Below are 16,810 nucleotides of genomic sequence, written 5' to 3' on the forward strand. Positions count from 1 at the left end.
GTTTTAAGTCTTGGCTTGAAAGGTTCCAATTTTTCATCCTACGGATCCGAAAAAAAGGGGTCTCCTGTAAAGAGCTTTATCCGCTTCTGTGAACCAGATGTGGAAATTAGAGACCATAGTCCAATTGAACAACCACATATTGTTGGGGTTTTCCATGAAGCCTTATATAGAACTGTTAATGTTGTCAGCGGATTAAATGCTGATGGTATTGTACTCGTTAATACAGCGAGGGAATTTGATGAAGTAAAAAAGGATTTACAATTGCAATACGGAACACTTGCCATTGTAGATGCCCTTTCGATTGCCGTTGAGGAAAAAACGAAAGTAAATACAGCCATGCTAGGTGCACTCTATCGCATTTGTGACTTTTTAGATCCAGAATCAATGAGAGATGTAATAAGGAAAACGTTCACAAAAAAATACCCGCATCTAGTTGAGCCAAATATCCGTACTTTTGACCGCGGTTATAATGATGTTCAGTTTAAAACATACGAAGTACCAGCCGGGGCGGAAGGAAAAGCCTTTACCCGTCCATTGCCAATGCTTGGTTACATGACTCAGGAAATCGGTGGAGTCATGGTTTCACAAGCTAATAGTATTTATAAAGATTTAAGCGGTTCACGCCAAGGATTCCTTCCAGAATTCCAACAAGAGAAATGTATTCACTGTGCAGCTTGTGACAATGTTTGTCCGGACTTTTGTTTCGTTTGGGAAGAAGGAGAGGATAAGCGCGGCAGAAAACAAATGTTCCTTAAAGGTATTGATTATCAATACTGTAAAGGCTGCCTAAAATGCGTGGAAGCCTGCCCAACGGATGCCCTTGGTGATCTTCGCGAATTACTTGGGTATGCAGATGACCACCGCGTTAAGCAAAACTTTCCGTATATTGCAGGAGGGGTCCAATAATGTCTATTTTAGAAGATAAATTAACAACAAAAAGCATTGCAGAACAAATTTCTACTTTTGAATCAGGGAATGAAATGGCTGCAATGGCCGCAGCACAAATCAATTATCATATTATGGGATACTTCCCAATTACGCCTTCCACTGAGGTTGCTCAATTTTTAGATCAAATGAAAACTCGTGGAGAACATGATATTAAACTGATTCCTGCAGATGGTGAGCACGGTTCCGCCGGAATTTGCTATGGTGCGGCAGCAACAGGTGCACGGGTAATCAATGCAACAAGTGCAAATGGATTCTTGTATATGCTTGAGCAAATGCCAGTACAATCAGGTACTCGTTTTCCTATGGTAATGAATCTTGTTACGCGTGCTGTCAGTGGTCCATTAGATATTCGCGGAGATCATTCTGACTTATATTATGCTTTAAATACAGGCTGGGTCATATTAACAGCAAAAACACCGCAAGCTGTTTATGATATGAATATTATGGCATTAAAAATTGCTGAACATTCTAAAGTTCGTTTACCAGTTATTGTTGCATATGATGGATTCTTTACTTCCCATCAAAAGCGCCGGGTTGAGTTCTTTAAGGATCGCAGTGTTGTGCAGAAATTTGTAGGTGAATGCCCAACAGATTACAACTTAATTAGGGATTTAAGTAAACCAGTAACGATTGGTGCCCATATGAGCGGGGATGATTTCCTAAACAATCACTTCCAACAGTCTGAAGCAATGTACAATGCTGGTGAGGTATTCAAAGAGGTAGCTGAGGAATACGCTAAGCTATCAGGAAGAGAATATCCTGTACTAGATTTATAAAAAATGGAAGATGCAGAAGTAGCTTTATTTCTATTAAACTCTGCTGCAGAATCTGCTAAAGATGTTGTGGATCAACTTCGTGAAAAAGGAATAAAGGCTGGAGTAATCAGTCCGAATATTATTCGTCCATTCCCTGCAAAAGAAATTCGCGAAGCTCTTAAGAATGTAAAATCATTATTAATTGGGGAACGAGCGGATTCCTATGGAGCAAATGGTCCTAACCTTACACATGAAGTAAAATCTGCACTTCAAGATGACAAGGACAACAAGACGATAGTGTTAAGTCGCGTATTTGGACTTGGCGGTAAGGATTTCTATGCAAGTGATGCAGAGGCTTTCTTCGATATGGCATTGGAAACATTGGAAAAAGGCTATGCCGAAAATCCATTTGATTACTATGGACATATCCCTGGCAATCCTGAGAAAATTCTTAAGCCAGTCATTTTACCACAACATGGGGATGTCTTTAAAACAGGATTGATCGATGTGAAGATGGATGAGGAAACAAATAAATTAAAAGTGAAAATCCCACCACTTCGGGCCTTAACTGGTAAACCAAAACGAATTGCATCAGGTCACGGTGCATGTCCGGGCTGCGGAATTTTTGCTGGTCTTGAGTTGTTCTTTAAAGGAATTGAGGGAGACATCGTTACTCTATTCCAAACAGGCTGTGCCTATGTAACTACTACATCCTATCCAAGCACATCTCATAAGCAAACAATGATGCACAATTTATTCCAAAACGGTGCTGCAACATTATCAGGTACTGTTGAAGCGTTCATGGAATTAAAACGCCGCGGTGAAATTCAAGTATCCGATGATGCTACATTCGTAATGATTACTGGTGATGGCGGAATGGACATCGGGATGGGATCAGCTATCGGTACAGCGCTTCGTGGTCATAAGCTAATTATGCTCGAATATGATAATGAAGGCTACATGAATACCGGCTCACAGATGTCTTATTCCACGCCAATCGGTCATATGACAAGTACTTCAGGTGTAGGAAAAACACAGCGTGGTAAGGCTTTCCATCATAAAGATACAGCACAAATTATGGCAGCAACGAATATTCCATATGTATTTACTGGTTCCGAAGCATTCCCTCAGGACTTAGTGAAAAAGGGTGCAAAAGCACAATGGTACGCACAAAATGTAGGAACAGTTTATGGAAAAATACTTATCACATGTCCACTTAACTGGAAATCCGATGATCGTTTTGGCACAACCATTGTGGAGGCTGCGGTAAACTCATGCTTCTTCCCTCTTTATGAAGTGGAGCAGGGTGTTACAACGATTACTTACAATCCAGAAGAGAAGAATAAACGAATTCAACTTTCGGATTGGTTAAAGTATATGGGAAAAACAAAACACCTTCTAAAAGAAGAGAACAAGCCAATGTTAGAAGAGTTTGAAGCTGAAGTTGAGAAAAGATGGCAGCGTCTAAAAGCAAAAGATGAAAACCCAATGATGTAAATAGAAGAGCATATAAAAACACTTCCTTTGGGGAGTGTTTTTTATAATTATTGACAAGGTGAAGCTAGTTTGATATATATCTAATTAGATATATATCAAATATCAAGGAAAACGAGGTAGGACATTGATCCAGTTAGATAAAATCGTATCTTTTTATAAAACAATGGGCGACCCAACAAGAATTCGGATTGTGGCCATACTGGCGAAAGGTCCACTCCATGGTCAGGCGATAGCTGGAAAGCTTGGCTTGTCTGCTCCAACGATTACACATCATTTAAAGAAATTACGGGAAATTCATGTGGTTTATGACAGAAGAGTCAAGAATACTATCTACTTTTACCTTAATGAATCGCTGATAAATCAGCAGGCAAAGGTGTTTACAGAACTGTTAGAAAAAAAGGGAGAGGAGTTGGATGAAATGGTCGAGTCCAGTCTCGAGAGGCAAAAAATCATCGAAAATTTCTTTACGAAAACCGGGAAACTAAAAAATATTCCAGCACAACGAAAAAAGAAATTAATCGTATTTGAACACATGATACGCGGGTTAAAAATGGGTGAAAAGTACGAAGAAAAACAATTAAATGAGTTTATAAAACAATTCCATGACGACTATGCAACCATTCGCAGGGAATTTATCATTAATCACTATATGTTTCGTGAGAATGGTATTTATGAACTAAATCCAGAAGAAATGTGGGCAAAAATTGACTAGAAAAGCAATCCAAAGTGGATTGCTTTTCTTTAGCTATATACGTTCTTTTATAGTTGCGATAAATGACGTTAGGTCCTTAATTTCATTTCGTTGTTTAATTAAGATTTTTCCGAGCTCTATCGTTTTTTGTTTAGCAGTGATTCTGGTTAGCTCGTCCTCAATCCCATCTAAATCTGCAACATGTGCAAGTCCAATGGTTCTTCTGATTAATTCACAGCCTGCAAATCCGAGGGAATCCCCAAAAAACTTGTATAACTGATAGTTTAAGAATGTAGAAGTTTTTGCAGCAATCTCTTTATTTTCTGTATTCCATAGGAATGTGTATTGCTCCTCAAATACATTCCATACGGTTTCAATGTGGTTGATGAAAAGATCACATTTTTCTTCATTCACAATAACCTGGAAAAGTAGGTTCGCAAATACTTGACCTATATCAAAGCCTGCAGGTCCGTAGAAAGCAAATTCAGGGTCAATTACTTTTGTTTCAGAATTACTAGCAAACACACTTCCAGTATGTAAATCTCCATGCAGGAGGGCTTCAGCATCTGTTAAAAAGCTTTTCTTCAAGACATTTACATGAAACTTTAGTTCTTCATCATGCCAAAGAGCTTCGACCGCGGGACGCAGACTATCCTCAAATTCGTTTGTATCTGCATCAATAAATGGGTCGGTAAAGATCAAATCCTCAGTGATTTTACATAATTCTGGATTGATAAATTGGTGGACACGTTCTTTTTTTACTCCAGGGCCTAATCCGTAATCCGAAGTGTAAAATAATGTCTTTGCAAGATATTCACCCAAATGTTTAGCAATTAATGGATAGGTTTCACCTTTAATAAAGCCAGTTCTTGCAATCGAAAGATGGGAAAGATCCTCCATAATAGTTACAGCAAGGACATCATCTGTGAATAATACTTCTGGAACATAATCAGGAGCAATTTGCCCGAAAATTTTTAAGGCATCTGCTTCAATCTTTGCTCTTTTCAGTGTTAATGGCCAGCTTTCACCAACTACTTTTGCATATGGAAGAGCTTGTTTGATAATAATACTTTTTCCTTTTAATTCTTCGACAATATGAAAAACAAGATTGAGATTTCCGTCGCCAATCTCCTTGCAGGAGAGTTTAGCATGCCCTGGAAAGATATTTAATTCCAGTGCAAGTTCAACAGCACTCTCGTTTGTTAACGGTTGGTATGCTTTTTGTTTTAGTAGACTCATAATGGCTCCTCCTTGTTTTTGGGAGGCTTAATCGTGCACTCAAGCACAAAAAAGCCTCTTTCTCATTTGAAAGAGGCTCGGGAAGACAAATTGTCTATCGCACCTCTCATCTCTCAGAAAGATAATCCTTCTGTTGGAATTAGCACCGTGCCTTATTGGGACTATTAAGCGCATGAAGCGCCCTATTTTCCAATAGGTTTAAGGTCGGTTGCTGGGCTTCAAAGGGCCAATCCCTCAGCCAGCTCGTGATAAGAGAATATTTATTTAACTGGTAAAAATCATATCAGCAATAAAATGATATTGTCAATATTTTTTGAAAATTAATTATAGTATTCTGGTTTTCTATCTGTGAAAATAGGGATCTGTTTGCGGATCTCTTTGACTAAATCCATCTCAATTTCTGCTGATAAAATTTCTTCGCTTTCGCCAGCTTCTGCGATCACTTCTCCCCACGGGTTGATAATTAAGGAATGCCCAGCGAACTGGTTATTAGGATTTTGACCGGAACGGTTACAAGCGATGACGTAACACCTTTTCAATGAGTCTTTCAGCATATTGATAGTTTTTATTTGGATCACCAAAGGCGATATCCATTTGTAAACATGAAATTTTTAATTTCACGAATCTTCACCTCGTTTGAACTTTCGGAATTTTTTCTTTACAAGCTGTTATAAAAGTTATATCATTTGTGACTAGAATTTAACAATAGAATAACTTTTATAATTTATTAAAGCAGGTGAGAACCATGAAGCAATTTCCAACATCAGAACTTTTAAACAATCTTCCTAAGCAGTTTTTTGCTTCACTCGTTAAAAAAGTCGGTGAATATATTTCACAGGGGTATGATGTGATTAATTTGGGGCAGGGAAACCCAGACCAGCCAACACCGGCGCATATCGTAGCTAAACTTCAGGAAGCCGCGGAGAATCCCTTAAATCACAAATATTCTCCCTTTCAAGGACACCAGTATTTAAAACAAGCAGTAGCTGATTTTTATTTTAGAGAATATGGAGTAACCATTGATTCAGATAAAGAGGTGGCTATACTGTTTGGCGGTAAAGCGGGACTTGTTGAAATCCCCCAGTGTTTATTGAATCCCGGCGATACCATCCTCGTACCCGATCCCGGCTACCCGGATTATTTGTCAGGGGTTGCACTTGCAAATGCCGGAATGGTTAGGATGCCGCTAAGAGAGGAAAATAATTTTCTACCGGATTATGATGAGTTGAATGAAGATGTTTTAGATAAGGCAAAATTAATGTTTCTCAATTACCCTAATAATCCAACTGGTGCGGTAGCCACTCATGAATTTTTCGAAGAGACAATCAAACTAGCGAATAATCATGATATTTGCATAGTCCATGATTTTGCCTATGGTGCCGTTGGGTTTGATGGTGAGAAACCAGTAAGTTTTTTACAGGTTCAAGGGGCTAAGGAAGTTGGAATTGAAATTTATACATTATCAAAAACCTATAATATGGCAGGCTGGCGTGTTGGTTTTGCAATTGGGAATGAGAACGTCATTTCCGCTATTGAACTTTTACAAGACCATTTGTATGTCAGTTTATTTGGAGCCGTTCAAGAGGCTGCTGCAGAGGCATTAACGGGACCTCAAGACTGTGTAAAGGAATTAAATGAGTTATATGAGCGAAGAAGGAATGTATTGATTAATGGGCTTCGTTCCTTGGGTTGGAAGGTCAGCGCACCAAAGGGATCCTTTTTTGCCTGGCTTAAGGTTCCTGAAGGCTTTTCCTCTTCGGAATTTGCTAATATTCTCCTTGAACAGGCCCATATTATGGTTGCTCCTGGTATTGGATTTGGTGAATTTGGAGAGGGGTATGTCCGGGTGGGACTACTTTCAACAGAAGAACGATTAGCTGAAGCCGTCGAAAGAATTAGTCGTTTAGAAATATTCAGTTAAATCGATTGACATTTTATTTTTTTCTTGCGATAATGCAAATTAAAGTTAAACACATTAATAACTAAATAAAATACGAATCGTTTTCTTATCAAGAGCAGGCGGAGGGAAAAGCCCAATGAAGCCCGGCAACCGACTTAAACGAAAGTTTAAGCACGGTGCTAATTCTTGCAGCAACAAGGCTGATAGATGAGAAGATGTTAGTTTACGGCTAACCTCTTCTTTGTTGAAGAGGTTTTTTATGTTTGATTAAAAGGAAGTGTTTTTATAATGACTGAAATTATTGCTACATATCTACTAAATAACGAAAAGAAACCATCAAAGAAGGCAGAGGAAATTGCCTTAGGTTTAACAGTTGGGTCCTGGACGAATCTGCCTGAATTAGAACAAAACCAGCTGCGTAAACATAAAGGAAGAGTCGTATCGGTCGAATCGAATCCCTCAGAAACAGAAGATCAAGCAGTAATCAAAATTGCTTATCCAACGATAAATTTTTCTAATGACCTCCCCGCTATCATAACTACCGTTTTCGGTAAACTTTCATTGGATGGCGAAATCAAATTACTTGATTTGGAATTTGATGAAGGATTAAAGAGGCAGTTCCCTGGTCCAAGATTTGGGATTGATGGATTAAGGGAGAAATTAAACGTTTATAATCGACCATTATTAATGAGTATCTTTAAAGGCGTCCTTGGGAAAGATCTCACGTTTTTAGTCGAACAGTTAAAACAACAAGCCCTTGGTGGTGTTGATTTGGTTAAGGATGATGAAATCCTGTTTGAAAATGAATTAACACCATTTGAAAAAAGAATTGTCGAAGGGAAAAAAGCACTGCAAGAAGTGTATGACCAAACAGGACACCGCACTTTATATGCTGTAAACCTGACTGGCAGAACTTCGCAGCTGAAAGAAAAAGCAAGAAAGGCTGCTGAACTTGGAGCAGATCTCTTATTATTCAATGTTTTTTCTTATGGGTTAGATGTGCTGCAGGAATTAAGAGAAGATGATGAAATTGCATTGCCGCTTATGGCACATCCTGCTTTTAGTGGTGCATTTGCATCATCTTCCGTATATGGAGTATCCCATTCCTTATTACTTGGTAAACTGCTTCGATATGCCGGTGCTGATTTGTCATTGTTCCCATCTCCGTATGGGACAGTTGCATTAGAAAAACCGAAGGCACTGTCGATTGCTAAGGAATTAACAAGTGAGGACAGCTTTAAAAAGTCCTTCTCGGTGCCATCCGCTGGAATTCATCCTGGCTTGGTTCCATTGTTAATAGGTGATTTTGGTATCGATTCGGTTATTAATGCAGGCGGTGGAGTACATGGACATCCAGGTGGTGCCCGTGGCGGTGGTCTTGCATTCCGACAAGCGATTGATACTAAACTCCAAGGCAAGTTATTGACTGAAGGGGCTGAAATGTATCCTGAACTTAAACTAGCACTAAAGCTATGGGGAAATGCAGAGGTACCAGTATGACCAAACCTGTAATCTTTTGTGATTTTGATGGAACCGTAACGGAAAGTGATAACATTATCCGGATGATGGAAGAATTTGCTCCTCAGGGATGGGAAGACATTAAAGATCAAATTCTCACTCGCCAAATTTCCATTAATGAGGGAGTAGGAAAATTATTCTCCTTATTACCTAGTCAATTGGAGGAAAAGTTGACTGCGTTTGCGATTGAGCATGCAAAAATCCGCCCGGGATTTAAAGAATTTGTAGAATTTGCGCATAAAGAAGAGATTCCTTTATATATTGTTAGCGGTGGGATTGACTTTTTTGTTTATCCGGTATTAGAAAAATTTGGACCATTTGAAGGTATTTATTGTAATGAATCTGATTTTTCAGGTGAGAGAATTAAAATTCTTTGGCCGAATGAATGCGATTCATTATGTGACAATAATTGTGGCTGCTGTAAGCCGAGCATTATTCGAAAGCTAACCCATGAAAACGATAAGTTCAAGATTGTCATAGGAGATTCGGTTACAGATCTTGAGGCAGCGAAACATGCTGATTTTGTGTTAGCAAGAGATTTACTACAGGAGAAATGTGAGGAATGGGGTATTAATCATCGAGGATTTAGTACGTTCTTCGAATGTATCGAGGAAATTAAAAAAAGAATTGAGGTGGGGGAATTAAAATGTTAAAGGAAAGATGGAATGAATTAGCAGATGTAAAAGATGAACTTGCAAATCGAGACTGGTTTATGGGTACGAGCGGTAATCTAGCGATAAAAGTAAGTGATCATCCACTTCATTTTTTTGTAACAGCGAGTGGGAAGGATAAGCGGAAACGTACAGATGAAGATTTTTTACTTGTTGATGAGTTTGGTCACCCTGTCGAACAAACACATTTAAAACCCTCAGCAGAGACACTGCTTCATGTTGAAATTTATCGAAAAACGAATGCTGGCTGTAGTCTTCATGTTCATACAATTGATAATAATGTTATTTCAGAAATATATGGTGATCAGGGTGAGGTAACCTTTAAAGGACAAGAACTAATCAAAGCATTTGACATGTGGGAAGAGGATGCAACCTTAAAAATACCGATCATCCGTAATGATGCACATATTCCGACTCTGGCTGCTAAATTTTCTGAACAAATATCTGGGGATACGGGTGCTGTTTTAATTCGTAACCATGGAATCACCGTTTGGGGGAAAACTGCATTTGAAGCGAAAAAAATTCTTGAAGCTTCTGAGTTTTTATTTCGGTATCAGTTACGGTTATTAGAACATAAACCATACCAAATTATTTAAAGTAGTCTAACCAACCAAAAATGGAAGGGAAGAATGTAAAATGGCATATATTACATTTCAAAACAAAGAAGAGCAAATAAATGTTCAAGAAGAGGTTGCAAGGTTCCTTGAATCTCAAGAAGTTATTTATGAAAATTGGGATATTAGCAAGCTTCCAGGTGCTCTGGTAGAAAAGTATCTTTTGAGCGAGGGAGAAAAAGAAGAAATTCTAAGTGTTTTTTCTGAAGAAATCGCTGATATCTCTGCTAGACGGGGTTACAAAGCTCAGGATATCATTTCCTTGTCGGATAATACTCCGAATTTAGATGTCTTATTGACAAATTTTAAAAACGAACATCATCATTCAGATGATGAAGTTCGTTTTATTGTCAGTGGCCACGGTGTATTTGTCATCCAAGGAAAAGATGGTGAGTTTTTTGAGGTACATCTAAATCCCGGTGACTTGATTTCGGTCCCTGAAAATACAAGACACTATTTTACCTTAGAAGAAGACAGAAAAGTTGTCGCAGTAAGGATATTTGTTACAACCGAAGGCTGGGTCCCGATTTACGACAAGTTAGAAGTTCAATAATAGTAGTGAAAGAACTGGCTGTAGTTATCTGCAGCCAGTTTTTTCGTGCCTATCATAATAGCTTGATGATTAGAAGAATATGTAGAATTTTGTCGTGAAACAGTAGTATTGTTTGTGAAATTTGTCGAAAAACGAAAGAAATAGAATGTTTTGTCTACTTTTGCGAATGTGTTTACTTTTATCAAAATTCTTGTCATAATTCATCAAGTAGTCTAAATTTTAGTGGTTTACAGTAATTGGGTAATAGGTAGGGGGATACACATGTATGAGCAGCGTAATAACCATAATGAAATGATTGAAGAGATAAAGGAAAAAAGGCAACTAATGATTAATAGTGCCAACTCACTTGGGTTTACAAGTGAAGTAACTATAAAATATAGTCAAGAGCTGGATGAATTAATAAACGAGTATCAAAAGGCCATGGAAGGATCCTCCAGGCCAAATGATGAAATTAAGTTTGCTTTTAAACAGATGATTATGATTTGGCCTAAAGTATTAATTTAATAACAATGCAAAAAAACATGTCGATTAGGCCCCGTTAATTGAAATCCTATGAAAAAATATCAATAATGTACACCATGACCAGCAGTCCCATGATAAAAGCATAGGTGGATACCCGCTCATTTCCGTCTCCATGGCTTTCGGGTATCAATTCCTTATAAATGATAAATAACATAGCCCCGGCTGCAAAAGAAAGCCCATATGGTACAAGACCTTGAACATATGATGTCAAAAAATATCCTAATAATGATGTAACGATTTCAATGGCTCCCGTTAAGGTCGCTATAATGAAGGCCTTCCACTTACCTATCCGCTGATTAATTAAAAATAATGCGACAAGAAGGCCTTCTGGTGCATTTTGAAATCCAATTGCCAAAGCGATAAGATTTCCTGTATCGCCCTGCTCTGATGCGTAGCTGACGCCAACTGACAATCCTTCAGGAATATTATGCAGAGTAATCGCAGAAATAATTAAAAGAGCTTTCTCGTCAAATTGAATTCCAGTTTTGTTATGCTGTAAGTCAATATGAGGGATATTTTTTTCTAATAGAGTAAGCGTCCATACTCCCAGACATATACCTACAAAAAGTGATACAAATCCCCCGTATTTCAATGCCTCAGGGATTAAACCTATCGTAGAAGCTGCCATCATAATACCCGCACTAAAGGCTAATAAAACATCCTTCCAACGATGTGTAATAGAATGTTGAATAAATAGAATGATTAGTGCGCCTGCCCCTGTTGATAGCGCCGAAAGTACACTGCCAAAAATAACCTCACTCATCACATGTTTCCTTCCTTATTCCTTATCCAATAATCCTAATCAAGACATCTACAAAATTAGACATGAACTGTGATTTTTATCATTGTTTATATCTAAATATTTCATATAGTTATATTAGTACTATTTAATTAAATATTTACATCACGATTAACTACATATCTTACCACAACTTGTCATAACTTCAAATTGTTAATACTTTTAACACTACCTCTTAGATACAGCATAAAGATTTGTTTGGAATCTTTTAATCATCACTAGTTTAAGTAAAACCCAATAAGAAAATAAGAAATCTATCAATGTTTGGTACTATGCTTCTGTTGCGATACATATATCGTTAATAAAAGCATTTTTCAACCATAAGGGAGCAAACGCTTTCAATAATTCTAGAGATCATATGGAGGAGGGAAATTCCTACATGCATATTGTCGTATGTGTCAAACAAGTACCCGATACAAAAATTATTAAAATCAACCCAAAAACGAACACACTCGACCGCCGCAGTGCACCTGCCATCTTGAACCCTTACGATGCCCACGCTGTTCAGGAGGCGGTGAAAATCAAGGGAAAAACTGGGGGTACCATTTCCGTTTTATCAATGGGTCCGCCGCAAGCGACTGATATCATAAAAAAGAGTGTAGAAATAGGTGCAGATAGAGGATATCTAATTTCAGACCGTGCCTTTGCAGGCGCAGATACACTGGCAACTAGTTACGCTCTTTCAAAAGCATTAGAAAAAATCCATAAAGAACATCCAGTAGATATGATTATTTGTGGAAAGCATGCAATCGATGGTGATACAGGACAAGTTGGGCCAGGAATCGCAAGAAGAATGGATATCCCGCCAATAACCAATGTAATTGAAGTGACAGAAGTCAATCAGAAAGAAAAGACAGTATTGATAAAACGAAAATTAACAAACGGCTATGAATTGATTCAGTCGGAACTACCTTGTTTATTAACCGTTGAAAAAGAGATTAATGAGATTGAGTATTCACCAATGCCCAACATGATTCAAGCAGCAAAGTATGAACCGATTATTTGGGCTGTAAGTGACTTTGAAAATGTTGAACGCTCGCAGCTCGGTCTAAAAGGTTCACCTACAATTGTGGGGAAAATGTTTACGCCGCCTCGTCCAGAAGGTGGTAAAAGACTAGAAGGTGCTGCAGATGACCAGGTTAAGCAACTTATGGACCTTTTGATGGAGAAGAAGGAACTATTAACAATCCAGACATCTAAATAATATAGAACAATCTTTTGTCAAGGGGGGAATTTAACATGAATCTAGACGATTTTCGGGGAGTCTGGGTATTCATTGAACAAAATGATGGTAAGGTCGAAGGCGTTTCTCTAGAATTACTTGGTGCCGGAAGAAAGTTAGCGGATAAATTACAAGTTCCATTAGCTGGCTTTTTACTTGGTCATGAAATAAAACCATTAGCGAATAAAACTATTTCTTATGGTGCAGATATTGTGTATATGATTGATCATCCCGTTTTAAAGAATTATCGTACAGAATCATATATGAAGGGCGTAATGCTCCTTGCTGAAAAATACAAACCAGAGATAATCCTTTACGGTGCAACACCCAACGGGAAAGATTTAGCAAGTGCCGTAGCTACAGATTTAAATACAGGTTTAACGGCAGATACAACCATGCTAGACGTGGATATTGATAATAGATTGCTAGAAGCAAGCAGACCTGCCTTTGGCGGTAATATTATGGCAACCATCCTTTGTAAAAAACATCGACCGCAAATGGCAACGGTAAGACCAAAGGTAATGAAGGCATTAGAACCAGAGTCAGGGAGAACAGGCAAAATCATTGAGGAAAAAATATCACTTCAAGAAGAAGATATGCGTACAAAGGTATTACAAATTGTGAATGACGTAACAAAAAAAGTCAATTTAGCTGATGCCCATGTCATCGTCTGTGGCGGAAAAGGAATGGGGGATTTGCAAAACTTCCAGCTTCTTTATGAATTTGCAAATACAATTGGAGCAACTGTTGGTGGTACACGTGATGTTGTTGAAGCTGGCTGGCTGCCACATCACCTTCAAATTGGTCAAACAGGTGAAACAGTTACTCCAAAAATTTATTTTGCCGTTGCCTTATCTGGAGCAATCCAGCACGTTGTTGGTATGAAAAATTCTGATTTTATTATCGCGATTAACAAAGATCCAAATGCGCCAATTTTTGATGTTGCGACATATGGAATCGTTGGAGATGCCTTGGAAATCATTCCAAAGTTAATCGAACAATTTAAGCAACTTAGATCTGTAAAGGGCGGTGAAATGAGTTATGTCTGAAAAATTTGATGTGATTGTCGTTGGTGCTGGCCCAGCAGGTACTTCATGTGCCCTTACCTGTGCAAAAAGTGGACTAAACGTTTTACTAATTGAAAGAGGGGAATACCCAGGGGCTAAAAACGTAATGGGCGGGGTATTGTACCGTAAGCAAATGGAAGAATTAGTTCCTGAATTTTGGAAGGAAGCACCTCTGGAACGACCAGTGATTGAACAGCGTTTTTGGATGATGGATAAAGAATCTGTTGTTCAATTTGGTTATAAAGGTCTCGAATGGGGTGTGGAGCCATATAATAATTTTACAGTCTTACGCGCACAGTTTGACCAATGGTTTGCCAAAAAAGCAGTTGATGCAGGTGCACTACTTATAAATGAAACAGTAGTAACTGAATGTATTGTTGAAAACGGTAAAGTCGTTGGAGTTCGTACCGATCGTCCAAATGGTGATGTATATGCAGATGTCGTCGTGCTTGCAGATGGGGTTAACTCGCTCCTTTCAAAACAGTTGGGTTTCCATAAAGAATTTAGACCAGATGAAGTTGCTTTAACAGTAATGGAAGTGATTAATTTACCAAAAGAAAAAATAAATGACCGATTTAATTTGGAAGATAATCAAGGGTGTACGATTGAAATTTTTGGTGATTCAACAAAAGGCAACCTCGGAACAGCGTTTGTGTACACCAATAAAGAAAGCTTAAATATTGGGGTAGGAACCACACTATCGAGTATGATTAAAGCGAAAATAAAGCCATATGAGCTCCTAGACTACTTAAAAACTCACCCTATGGTAAAACCAATGCTGGCAGGTGGAGAATCCGCCGAATATCTTGCCCATCTCATACCAGAAGGCGGCTACCGTTCGGTTCCTAAAGTGGCTGGAAATGGAGTTATTGTCGTTGGAGATGCAGCACAGCTAGTCAATGCGATTCATCGTGAAGGTTCGAACATGGCGATGTCATCTGGAAAAATGGCTGCAGAAGCTGTAGTCCAGGCACATAGTCGTGGGGATTTCAGTGAATCAAGCTTAAATAGCTATCGTGATGCACTAAATAATAGTTTCATAATGAAAGATTTAGAGAAATATAAGGATGCTGCACATACCTTTGAGAAGTATCCACAATATTTTAATGAATATGTTCCAATGATGAATAAAGCCATGAGCAAATTCTTTACTGTTGATGGAACACCGAAGCGGGAAAAACAAAAACAAATCATGAAGAGTGTGACCTCAGAACGTGGAACCATCCGTGTGATACAAGATATTTATCGTGCTTGGAAGGCGGTGAAATAATGTCAACGAAAAATATCGAGGAAAAACAGTATCTCCTCCGTTTTAAATGTGATACAAAATCTCATTTGACCGTACTGGATCATGACGTCTGCATGACAAAATGTCCCGATAAGCTTTGTACAGTATTTTGCCCTGCTGAGGTTTATAAGTGGGAAGGAACTCGAATGCAGGTAGGCTATGAGGGCTGTCATGAATGCGGAAGCTGCCGGATTGGCTGCCCGTACCAGAACATAAAATGGGAATATCCAAAAGGCGGACATGGGATCGTATTTAGGTTAGCCTAAGTTTCAAATGAAAAAGTGCTGTTTGCAATATGCAAACAGCACTTTTTTATGTAGAATTTTCATTTTTACTATATGTGGGTTATTTCACAAATGAGGGTAAAAAGAAGGTGAAGCAGAAGGTAATATTTTTAGGGGTTAGCTTATTTTCTCTAGAAGCGTTGCTGAAGAAAGTCGATCGTTTTTGCCGGCTGTAACGAGGGAAGATGCAAATGCGTTTGCATGATCAATTAACTCCATATTCGGAGAACAATAATATGGCTTTTTCCAATTGAAGTCTCCTTCACAATCAGCAGGGTATATACTTACTTTCCAATGAAAATATATTTTTGTTTGTGGGAGTTGAACCCCTTCTACGGCAATCAGCCAATGGGTTGAAGGTGAGTTCGTATAGTTTGCACTGGATTCCTGTAAGGCAATTTGGTCATTTACACCAATGGGGATTAGTGCCTTTTGATAAAAATCGTGATAATTTGGGGTTTTCATATCTTTTCCCTCCCTTTATGGTCTACCTCTATTATATGAAACATTTAATCTTTTTTTGTGTGATAAATGTTAAAATTTTTAAAAAAATTAGCGAGTTTTCATTAAACTGACAAAATTTCTTTCATTCATTCACAATTTTGTAAAAATGTGAGCAAAGTCACTACATTAACTACTGGTTGATTTTATACTTGTACCAATAAAAGTGATAGAGGTGATTGTTGATGAGTGGCTGTATGAGTGCGTTTGGAGGCATGCCCCAAGCTGAACTAAGTAAAGGACTTAAGCAATTAAAAGGTGAACACCCACCGTTATTAAAGCAATTAGATAACATGTACGAGTTAACACAAAAAATTGACCAAGAAATAGATATCGAGACTAATTTCTCAGCATTAATTACAAGTGTAAAAGATTTTAAGGCAGCATTAGATCCCCATTCTGAAAGAGAAGAAGGTGTTCTTTTTCCGATGATGGGTGTTTATATCGGAACAACTTCAGGACCTATTGCTGTAATGGAGTATGAGCATGACCAAGCAAAATCCAAAATTGGAGAATTTCTTACGATTGCAGAAAGTAAATCGGGGTCCATTGGAGAAAAGAAAAAAGCAGCACAACTAGTTCAAAGTGCTTACTTTATCTTAACAGAGCATTTCTCCAAAGAGGAAAATGTTTTATTCCCAATGGCGGAAAGAATGCTTACCGACGAGGAAAAGGAAGAATTATATCAAAAAATCCAGGAAATATAAAAGGATGGGCTCCCGTGCCCATCCTTTTATATTT

17 protein-coding genes, 1 pseudogene and 2 riboswitches are annotated in these 16,810 nt (G+C 38.2%); of the genes and pseudogenes, 14 read left to right on the forward strand and 4 right to left on the reverse strand.

Features of this window, described 5'->3' with window-relative positions:
- From V7659_RS23965 to V7659_RS23975, 3 genes and pseudogenes are all read left to right on the forward strand, one after another.
- Positions 1-906, forward strand: a 906-nt coding sequence (locus V7659_RS23965; RefSeq protein WP_335542656.1) for a 2-oxoacid:acceptor oxidoreductase family protein, incomplete at its 5' end; no start/stop codon positions are given.
- Positions 906-3,200, forward strand: a pseudogene (locus V7659_RS23970) (thiamine pyrophosphate-dependent enzyme). The gene V7659_RS23965 and the pseudogene V7659_RS23970, both read left to right, overlap by 1 nt.
- Before the next feature lie 127 nt (positions 3,201-3,327).
- Positions 3,328-3,912 carry a metalloregulator ArsR/SmtB family transcription factor gene (locus tag V7659_RS23975; RefSeq protein WP_335542668.1) on the forward strand — a complete coding sequence of 195 codons (585 nt, stop codon included), beginning with the start codon at positions 3,328-3,330 and terminating at the stop codon, positions 3,910-3,912.
- Between the two features lie 33 nt (positions 3,913-3,945).
- On the opposite strand, the gene mtnK is transcribed toward V7659_RS23975, so the two are convergent.
- Both mtnK and V7659_RS23985 read right to left on the reverse strand, forming a co-directional pair.
- Positions 3,946-5,130 carry an S-methyl-5-thioribose kinase gene (gene mtnK / locus V7659_RS23980; RefSeq protein ID WP_335542657.1) on the reverse strand — a complete coding sequence of 395 codons (1,185 nt, stop codon included), beginning with the start codon at positions 5,128-5,130 and terminating at the stop codon, positions 3,946-3,948.
- A gap of 103 nt (positions 5,131-5,233) precedes the next feature.
- A riboswitch (SAM riboswitch) is annotated at positions 5,234-5,385 on the reverse strand.
- 65 nt (positions 5,386-5,450) lie between these two features.
- The gene (locus V7659_RS23985; RefSeq protein ID WP_420491766.1) at positions 5,451-5,669 is read right to left on the reverse strand and encodes a nitrilase-related carbon-nitrogen hydrolase; all 219 of its coding nucleotides are present in this window, start codon (positions 5,667-5,669) and stop codon (positions 5,451-5,453) included.
- Between the two features lie 206 nt (positions 5,670-5,875).
- Between V7659_RS23985 and V7659_RS23990 the strand changes: the two genes are divergently transcribed.
- The 6 genes from V7659_RS23990 to V7659_RS24015 all read left to right on the forward strand — a co-directional run bounded on the left by V7659_RS23990 (position 5,876) and on the right by V7659_RS24015 (position 10,890).
- Positions 5,876-7,051, forward strand: coding sequence for a pyridoxal phosphate-dependent aminotransferase (locus tag V7659_RS23990; RefSeq protein WP_335542658.1), 1,176 nt, complete (start codon positions 5,876-5,878; stop codon positions 7,049-7,051).
- 82 nt (positions 7,052-7,133) lie between these two features.
- Positions 7,134-7,244, forward strand: a riboswitch (SAM riboswitch).
- A gap of 74 nt (positions 7,245-7,318) precedes the next feature.
- Positions 7,319-8,530 (forward strand): 2,3-diketo-5-methylthiopentyl-1-phosphate enolase, encoded by a 1,212-nt coding sequence (mtnW, locus tag V7659_RS23995; protein ID WP_335542659.1) that lies wholly within the window; start codon positions 7,319-7,321, stop codon positions 8,528-8,530.
- On the forward strand, positions 8,527-9,201 hold the full coding sequence (locus V7659_RS24000; protein ID WP_335542660.1) for a 2-hydroxy-3-keto-5-methylthiopentenyl-1-phosphate phosphatase: 675 nt from the start codon (positions 8,527-8,529) through the stop codon (positions 9,199-9,201). The genes mtnW and V7659_RS24000 overlap by 4 nt, the downstream gene beginning before the upstream one ends.
- Positions 9,195-9,815: a methylthioribulose 1-phosphate dehydratase gene (locus V7659_RS24005; RefSeq protein ID WP_420491377.1), complete on the forward strand. Its 621-nt coding sequence runs from the start codon at positions 9,195-9,197 to the stop codon at positions 9,813-9,815. The genes V7659_RS24000 and V7659_RS24005 overlap by 7 nt, the downstream gene beginning before the upstream one ends.
- A gap of 40 nt (positions 9,816-9,855) precedes the next feature.
- Positions 9,856-10,386 carry a 1,2-dihydroxy-3-keto-5-methylthiopentene dioxygenase gene (locus V7659_RS24010; RefSeq protein ID WP_335542661.1) on the forward strand — a complete coding sequence of 177 codons (531 nt, stop codon included), beginning with the start codon at positions 9,856-9,858 and terminating at the stop codon, positions 10,384-10,386.
- 261 nt (positions 10,387-10,647) lie between these two features.
- Complete coding sequence (locus V7659_RS24015; protein ID WP_335542662.1) at positions 10,648-10,890, forward strand: aspartyl-phosphate phosphatase Spo0E family protein; 243 nt, start codon at positions 10,648-10,650, stop codon at positions 10,888-10,890.
- Between the two features lie 46 nt (positions 10,891-10,936).
- Here the strand turns inward: V7659_RS24015 and V7659_RS24020 are convergent, their stop codons facing one another.
- Complete coding sequence (locus tag V7659_RS24020) at positions 10,937-11,671, reverse strand: ZIP family metal transporter (RefSeq protein WP_335542663.1); 735 nt, start codon at positions 11,669-11,671, stop codon at positions 10,937-10,939.
- 415 nt (positions 11,672-12,086) lie between these two features.
- Between V7659_RS24020 and V7659_RS24025 the strand changes: the two genes are divergently transcribed.
- Genes V7659_RS24025 through V7659_RS24040 form a run of 4 tightly spaced genes read left to right on the forward strand, consistent with a single transcriptional unit; the run spans position 12,087 to position 15,550 of the window.
- Positions 12,087-12,911 carry an electron transfer flavoprotein subunit beta/FixA family protein gene (locus tag V7659_RS24025; RefSeq protein ID WP_335542664.1) on the forward strand — a complete coding sequence of 275 codons (825 nt, stop codon included), beginning with the start codon at positions 12,087-12,089 and terminating at the stop codon, positions 12,909-12,911.
- 35 nt (positions 12,912-12,946) lie between these two features.
- Positions 12,947-13,978, forward strand: coding sequence for an electron transfer flavoprotein subunit alpha/FixB family protein (locus V7659_RS24030; RefSeq protein WP_335542665.1), 1,032 nt, complete (start codon positions 12,947-12,949; stop codon positions 13,976-13,978).
- Positions 13,971-15,266 carry an FAD-dependent oxidoreductase gene (locus V7659_RS24035; protein ID WP_283878157.1) on the forward strand — a complete coding sequence of 432 codons (1,296 nt, stop codon included), beginning with the start codon at positions 13,971-13,973 and terminating at the stop codon, positions 15,264-15,266. Before V7659_RS24030 ends, V7659_RS24035 begins: the two co-directional genes overlap by 8 nt.
- Positions 15,266-15,550, forward strand: coding sequence for a ferredoxin family protein (locus V7659_RS24040; RefSeq protein ID WP_026566270.1), 285 nt, complete (start codon positions 15,266-15,268; stop codon positions 15,548-15,550). The genes V7659_RS24035 and V7659_RS24040 overlap by 1 nt, the downstream gene beginning before the upstream one ends.
- A gap of 135 nt (positions 15,551-15,685) precedes the next feature.
- On the opposite strand, the gene V7659_RS24045 is transcribed toward V7659_RS24040, so the two are convergent.
- Complete coding sequence (locus V7659_RS24045; RefSeq protein ID WP_335542666.1) at positions 15,686-16,033, reverse strand: hypothetical protein; 348 nt, start codon at positions 16,031-16,033, stop codon at positions 15,686-15,688.
- A 221-nt stretch (positions 16,034-16,254) separates the two neighbouring features.
- On the opposite strand from V7659_RS24045, the gene V7659_RS24050 reads away from it, so the two are divergent.
- Entirely contained in the window at positions 16,255-16,776 is a 522-nt protein-coding gene (locus V7659_RS24050; RefSeq protein ID WP_335542667.1) for a hemerythrin domain-containing protein, read from the forward strand.
- Positions 16,777-16,810: the final 34 nt, after the last annotated feature.

Source organism: Neobacillus drentensis, from assembly GCF_036966985.1.
GTDB classification, from domain to species: domain Bacteria; phylum Bacillota; class Bacilli; order Bacillales; family Cytobacillaceae; genus Neobacillus; species Neobacillus drentensis_E.

Excerpts from the sequence above, each read along its gene's own strand:
- V7659_RS24050 (WP_335542667.1), top strand. The coding sequence starts at position 16,255 with ATGAGTGGCTGTATGAGTGCGTTTGGAGGCATGCCCCAAGCTGAACTA.
- V7659_RS24040 (WP_026566270.1), top strand. The coding sequence starts at position 15,266 with ATGTCAACGAAAAATATCGAGGAAAAACAGTATCTCCTCCGTTTTAAA.
- V7659_RS24015 (WP_335542662.1), top strand. The coding sequence starts at position 10,648 with ATGTATGAGCAGCGTAATAACCATAATGAAATGATTGAAGAGATAAAG.
- V7659_RS24045 (WP_335542666.1), bottom strand. The coding sequence starts at position 16,033 with ATGAAAACCCCAAATTATCACGATTTTTATCAAAAGGCACTAATCCCC.
- V7659_RS24025 (WP_335542664.1), top strand. The coding sequence starts at position 12,087 with ATGCATATTGTCGTATGTGTCAAACAAGTACCCGATACAAAAATTATT.
- V7659_RS24020 (WP_335542663.1), bottom strand. The coding sequence starts at position 11,671 with ATGAGTGAGGTTATTTTTGGCAGTGTACTTTCGGCGCTATCAACAGGG.
- V7659_RS24005 (WP_420491377.1), top strand. The coding sequence starts at position 9,195 with ATGTTAAAGGAAAGATGGAATGAATTAGCAGATGTAAAAGATGAACTT.
- V7659_RS23990 (WP_335542658.1), top strand. The coding sequence starts at position 5,876 with ATGAAGCAATTTCCAACATCAGAACTTTTAAACAATCTTCCTAAGCAG.
- V7659_RS24035 (WP_283878157.1), top strand. The coding sequence starts at position 13,971 with ATGTCTGAAAAATTTGATGTGATTGTCGTTGGTGCTGGCCCAGCAGGT.
- mtnK (WP_335542657.1), bottom strand. The coding sequence starts at position 5,130 with ATGAGTCTACTAAAACAAAAAGCATACCAACCGTTAACAAACGAGAGT.
- V7659_RS24000 (WP_335542660.1), top strand. The coding sequence starts at position 8,527 with ATGACCAAACCTGTAATCTTTTGTGATTTTGATGGAACCGTAACGGAA.
- V7659_RS24030 (WP_335542665.1), top strand. The coding sequence starts at position 12,947 with ATGAATCTAGACGATTTTCGGGGAGTCTGGGTATTCATTGAACAAAAT.
- V7659_RS24010 (WP_335542661.1), top strand. The coding sequence starts at position 9,856 with ATGGCATATATTACATTTCAAAACAAAGAAGAGCAAATAAATGTTCAA.
- mtnW (WP_335542659.1), top strand. The coding sequence starts at position 7,319 with ATGACTGAAATTATTGCTACATATCTACTAAATAACGAAAAGAAACCA.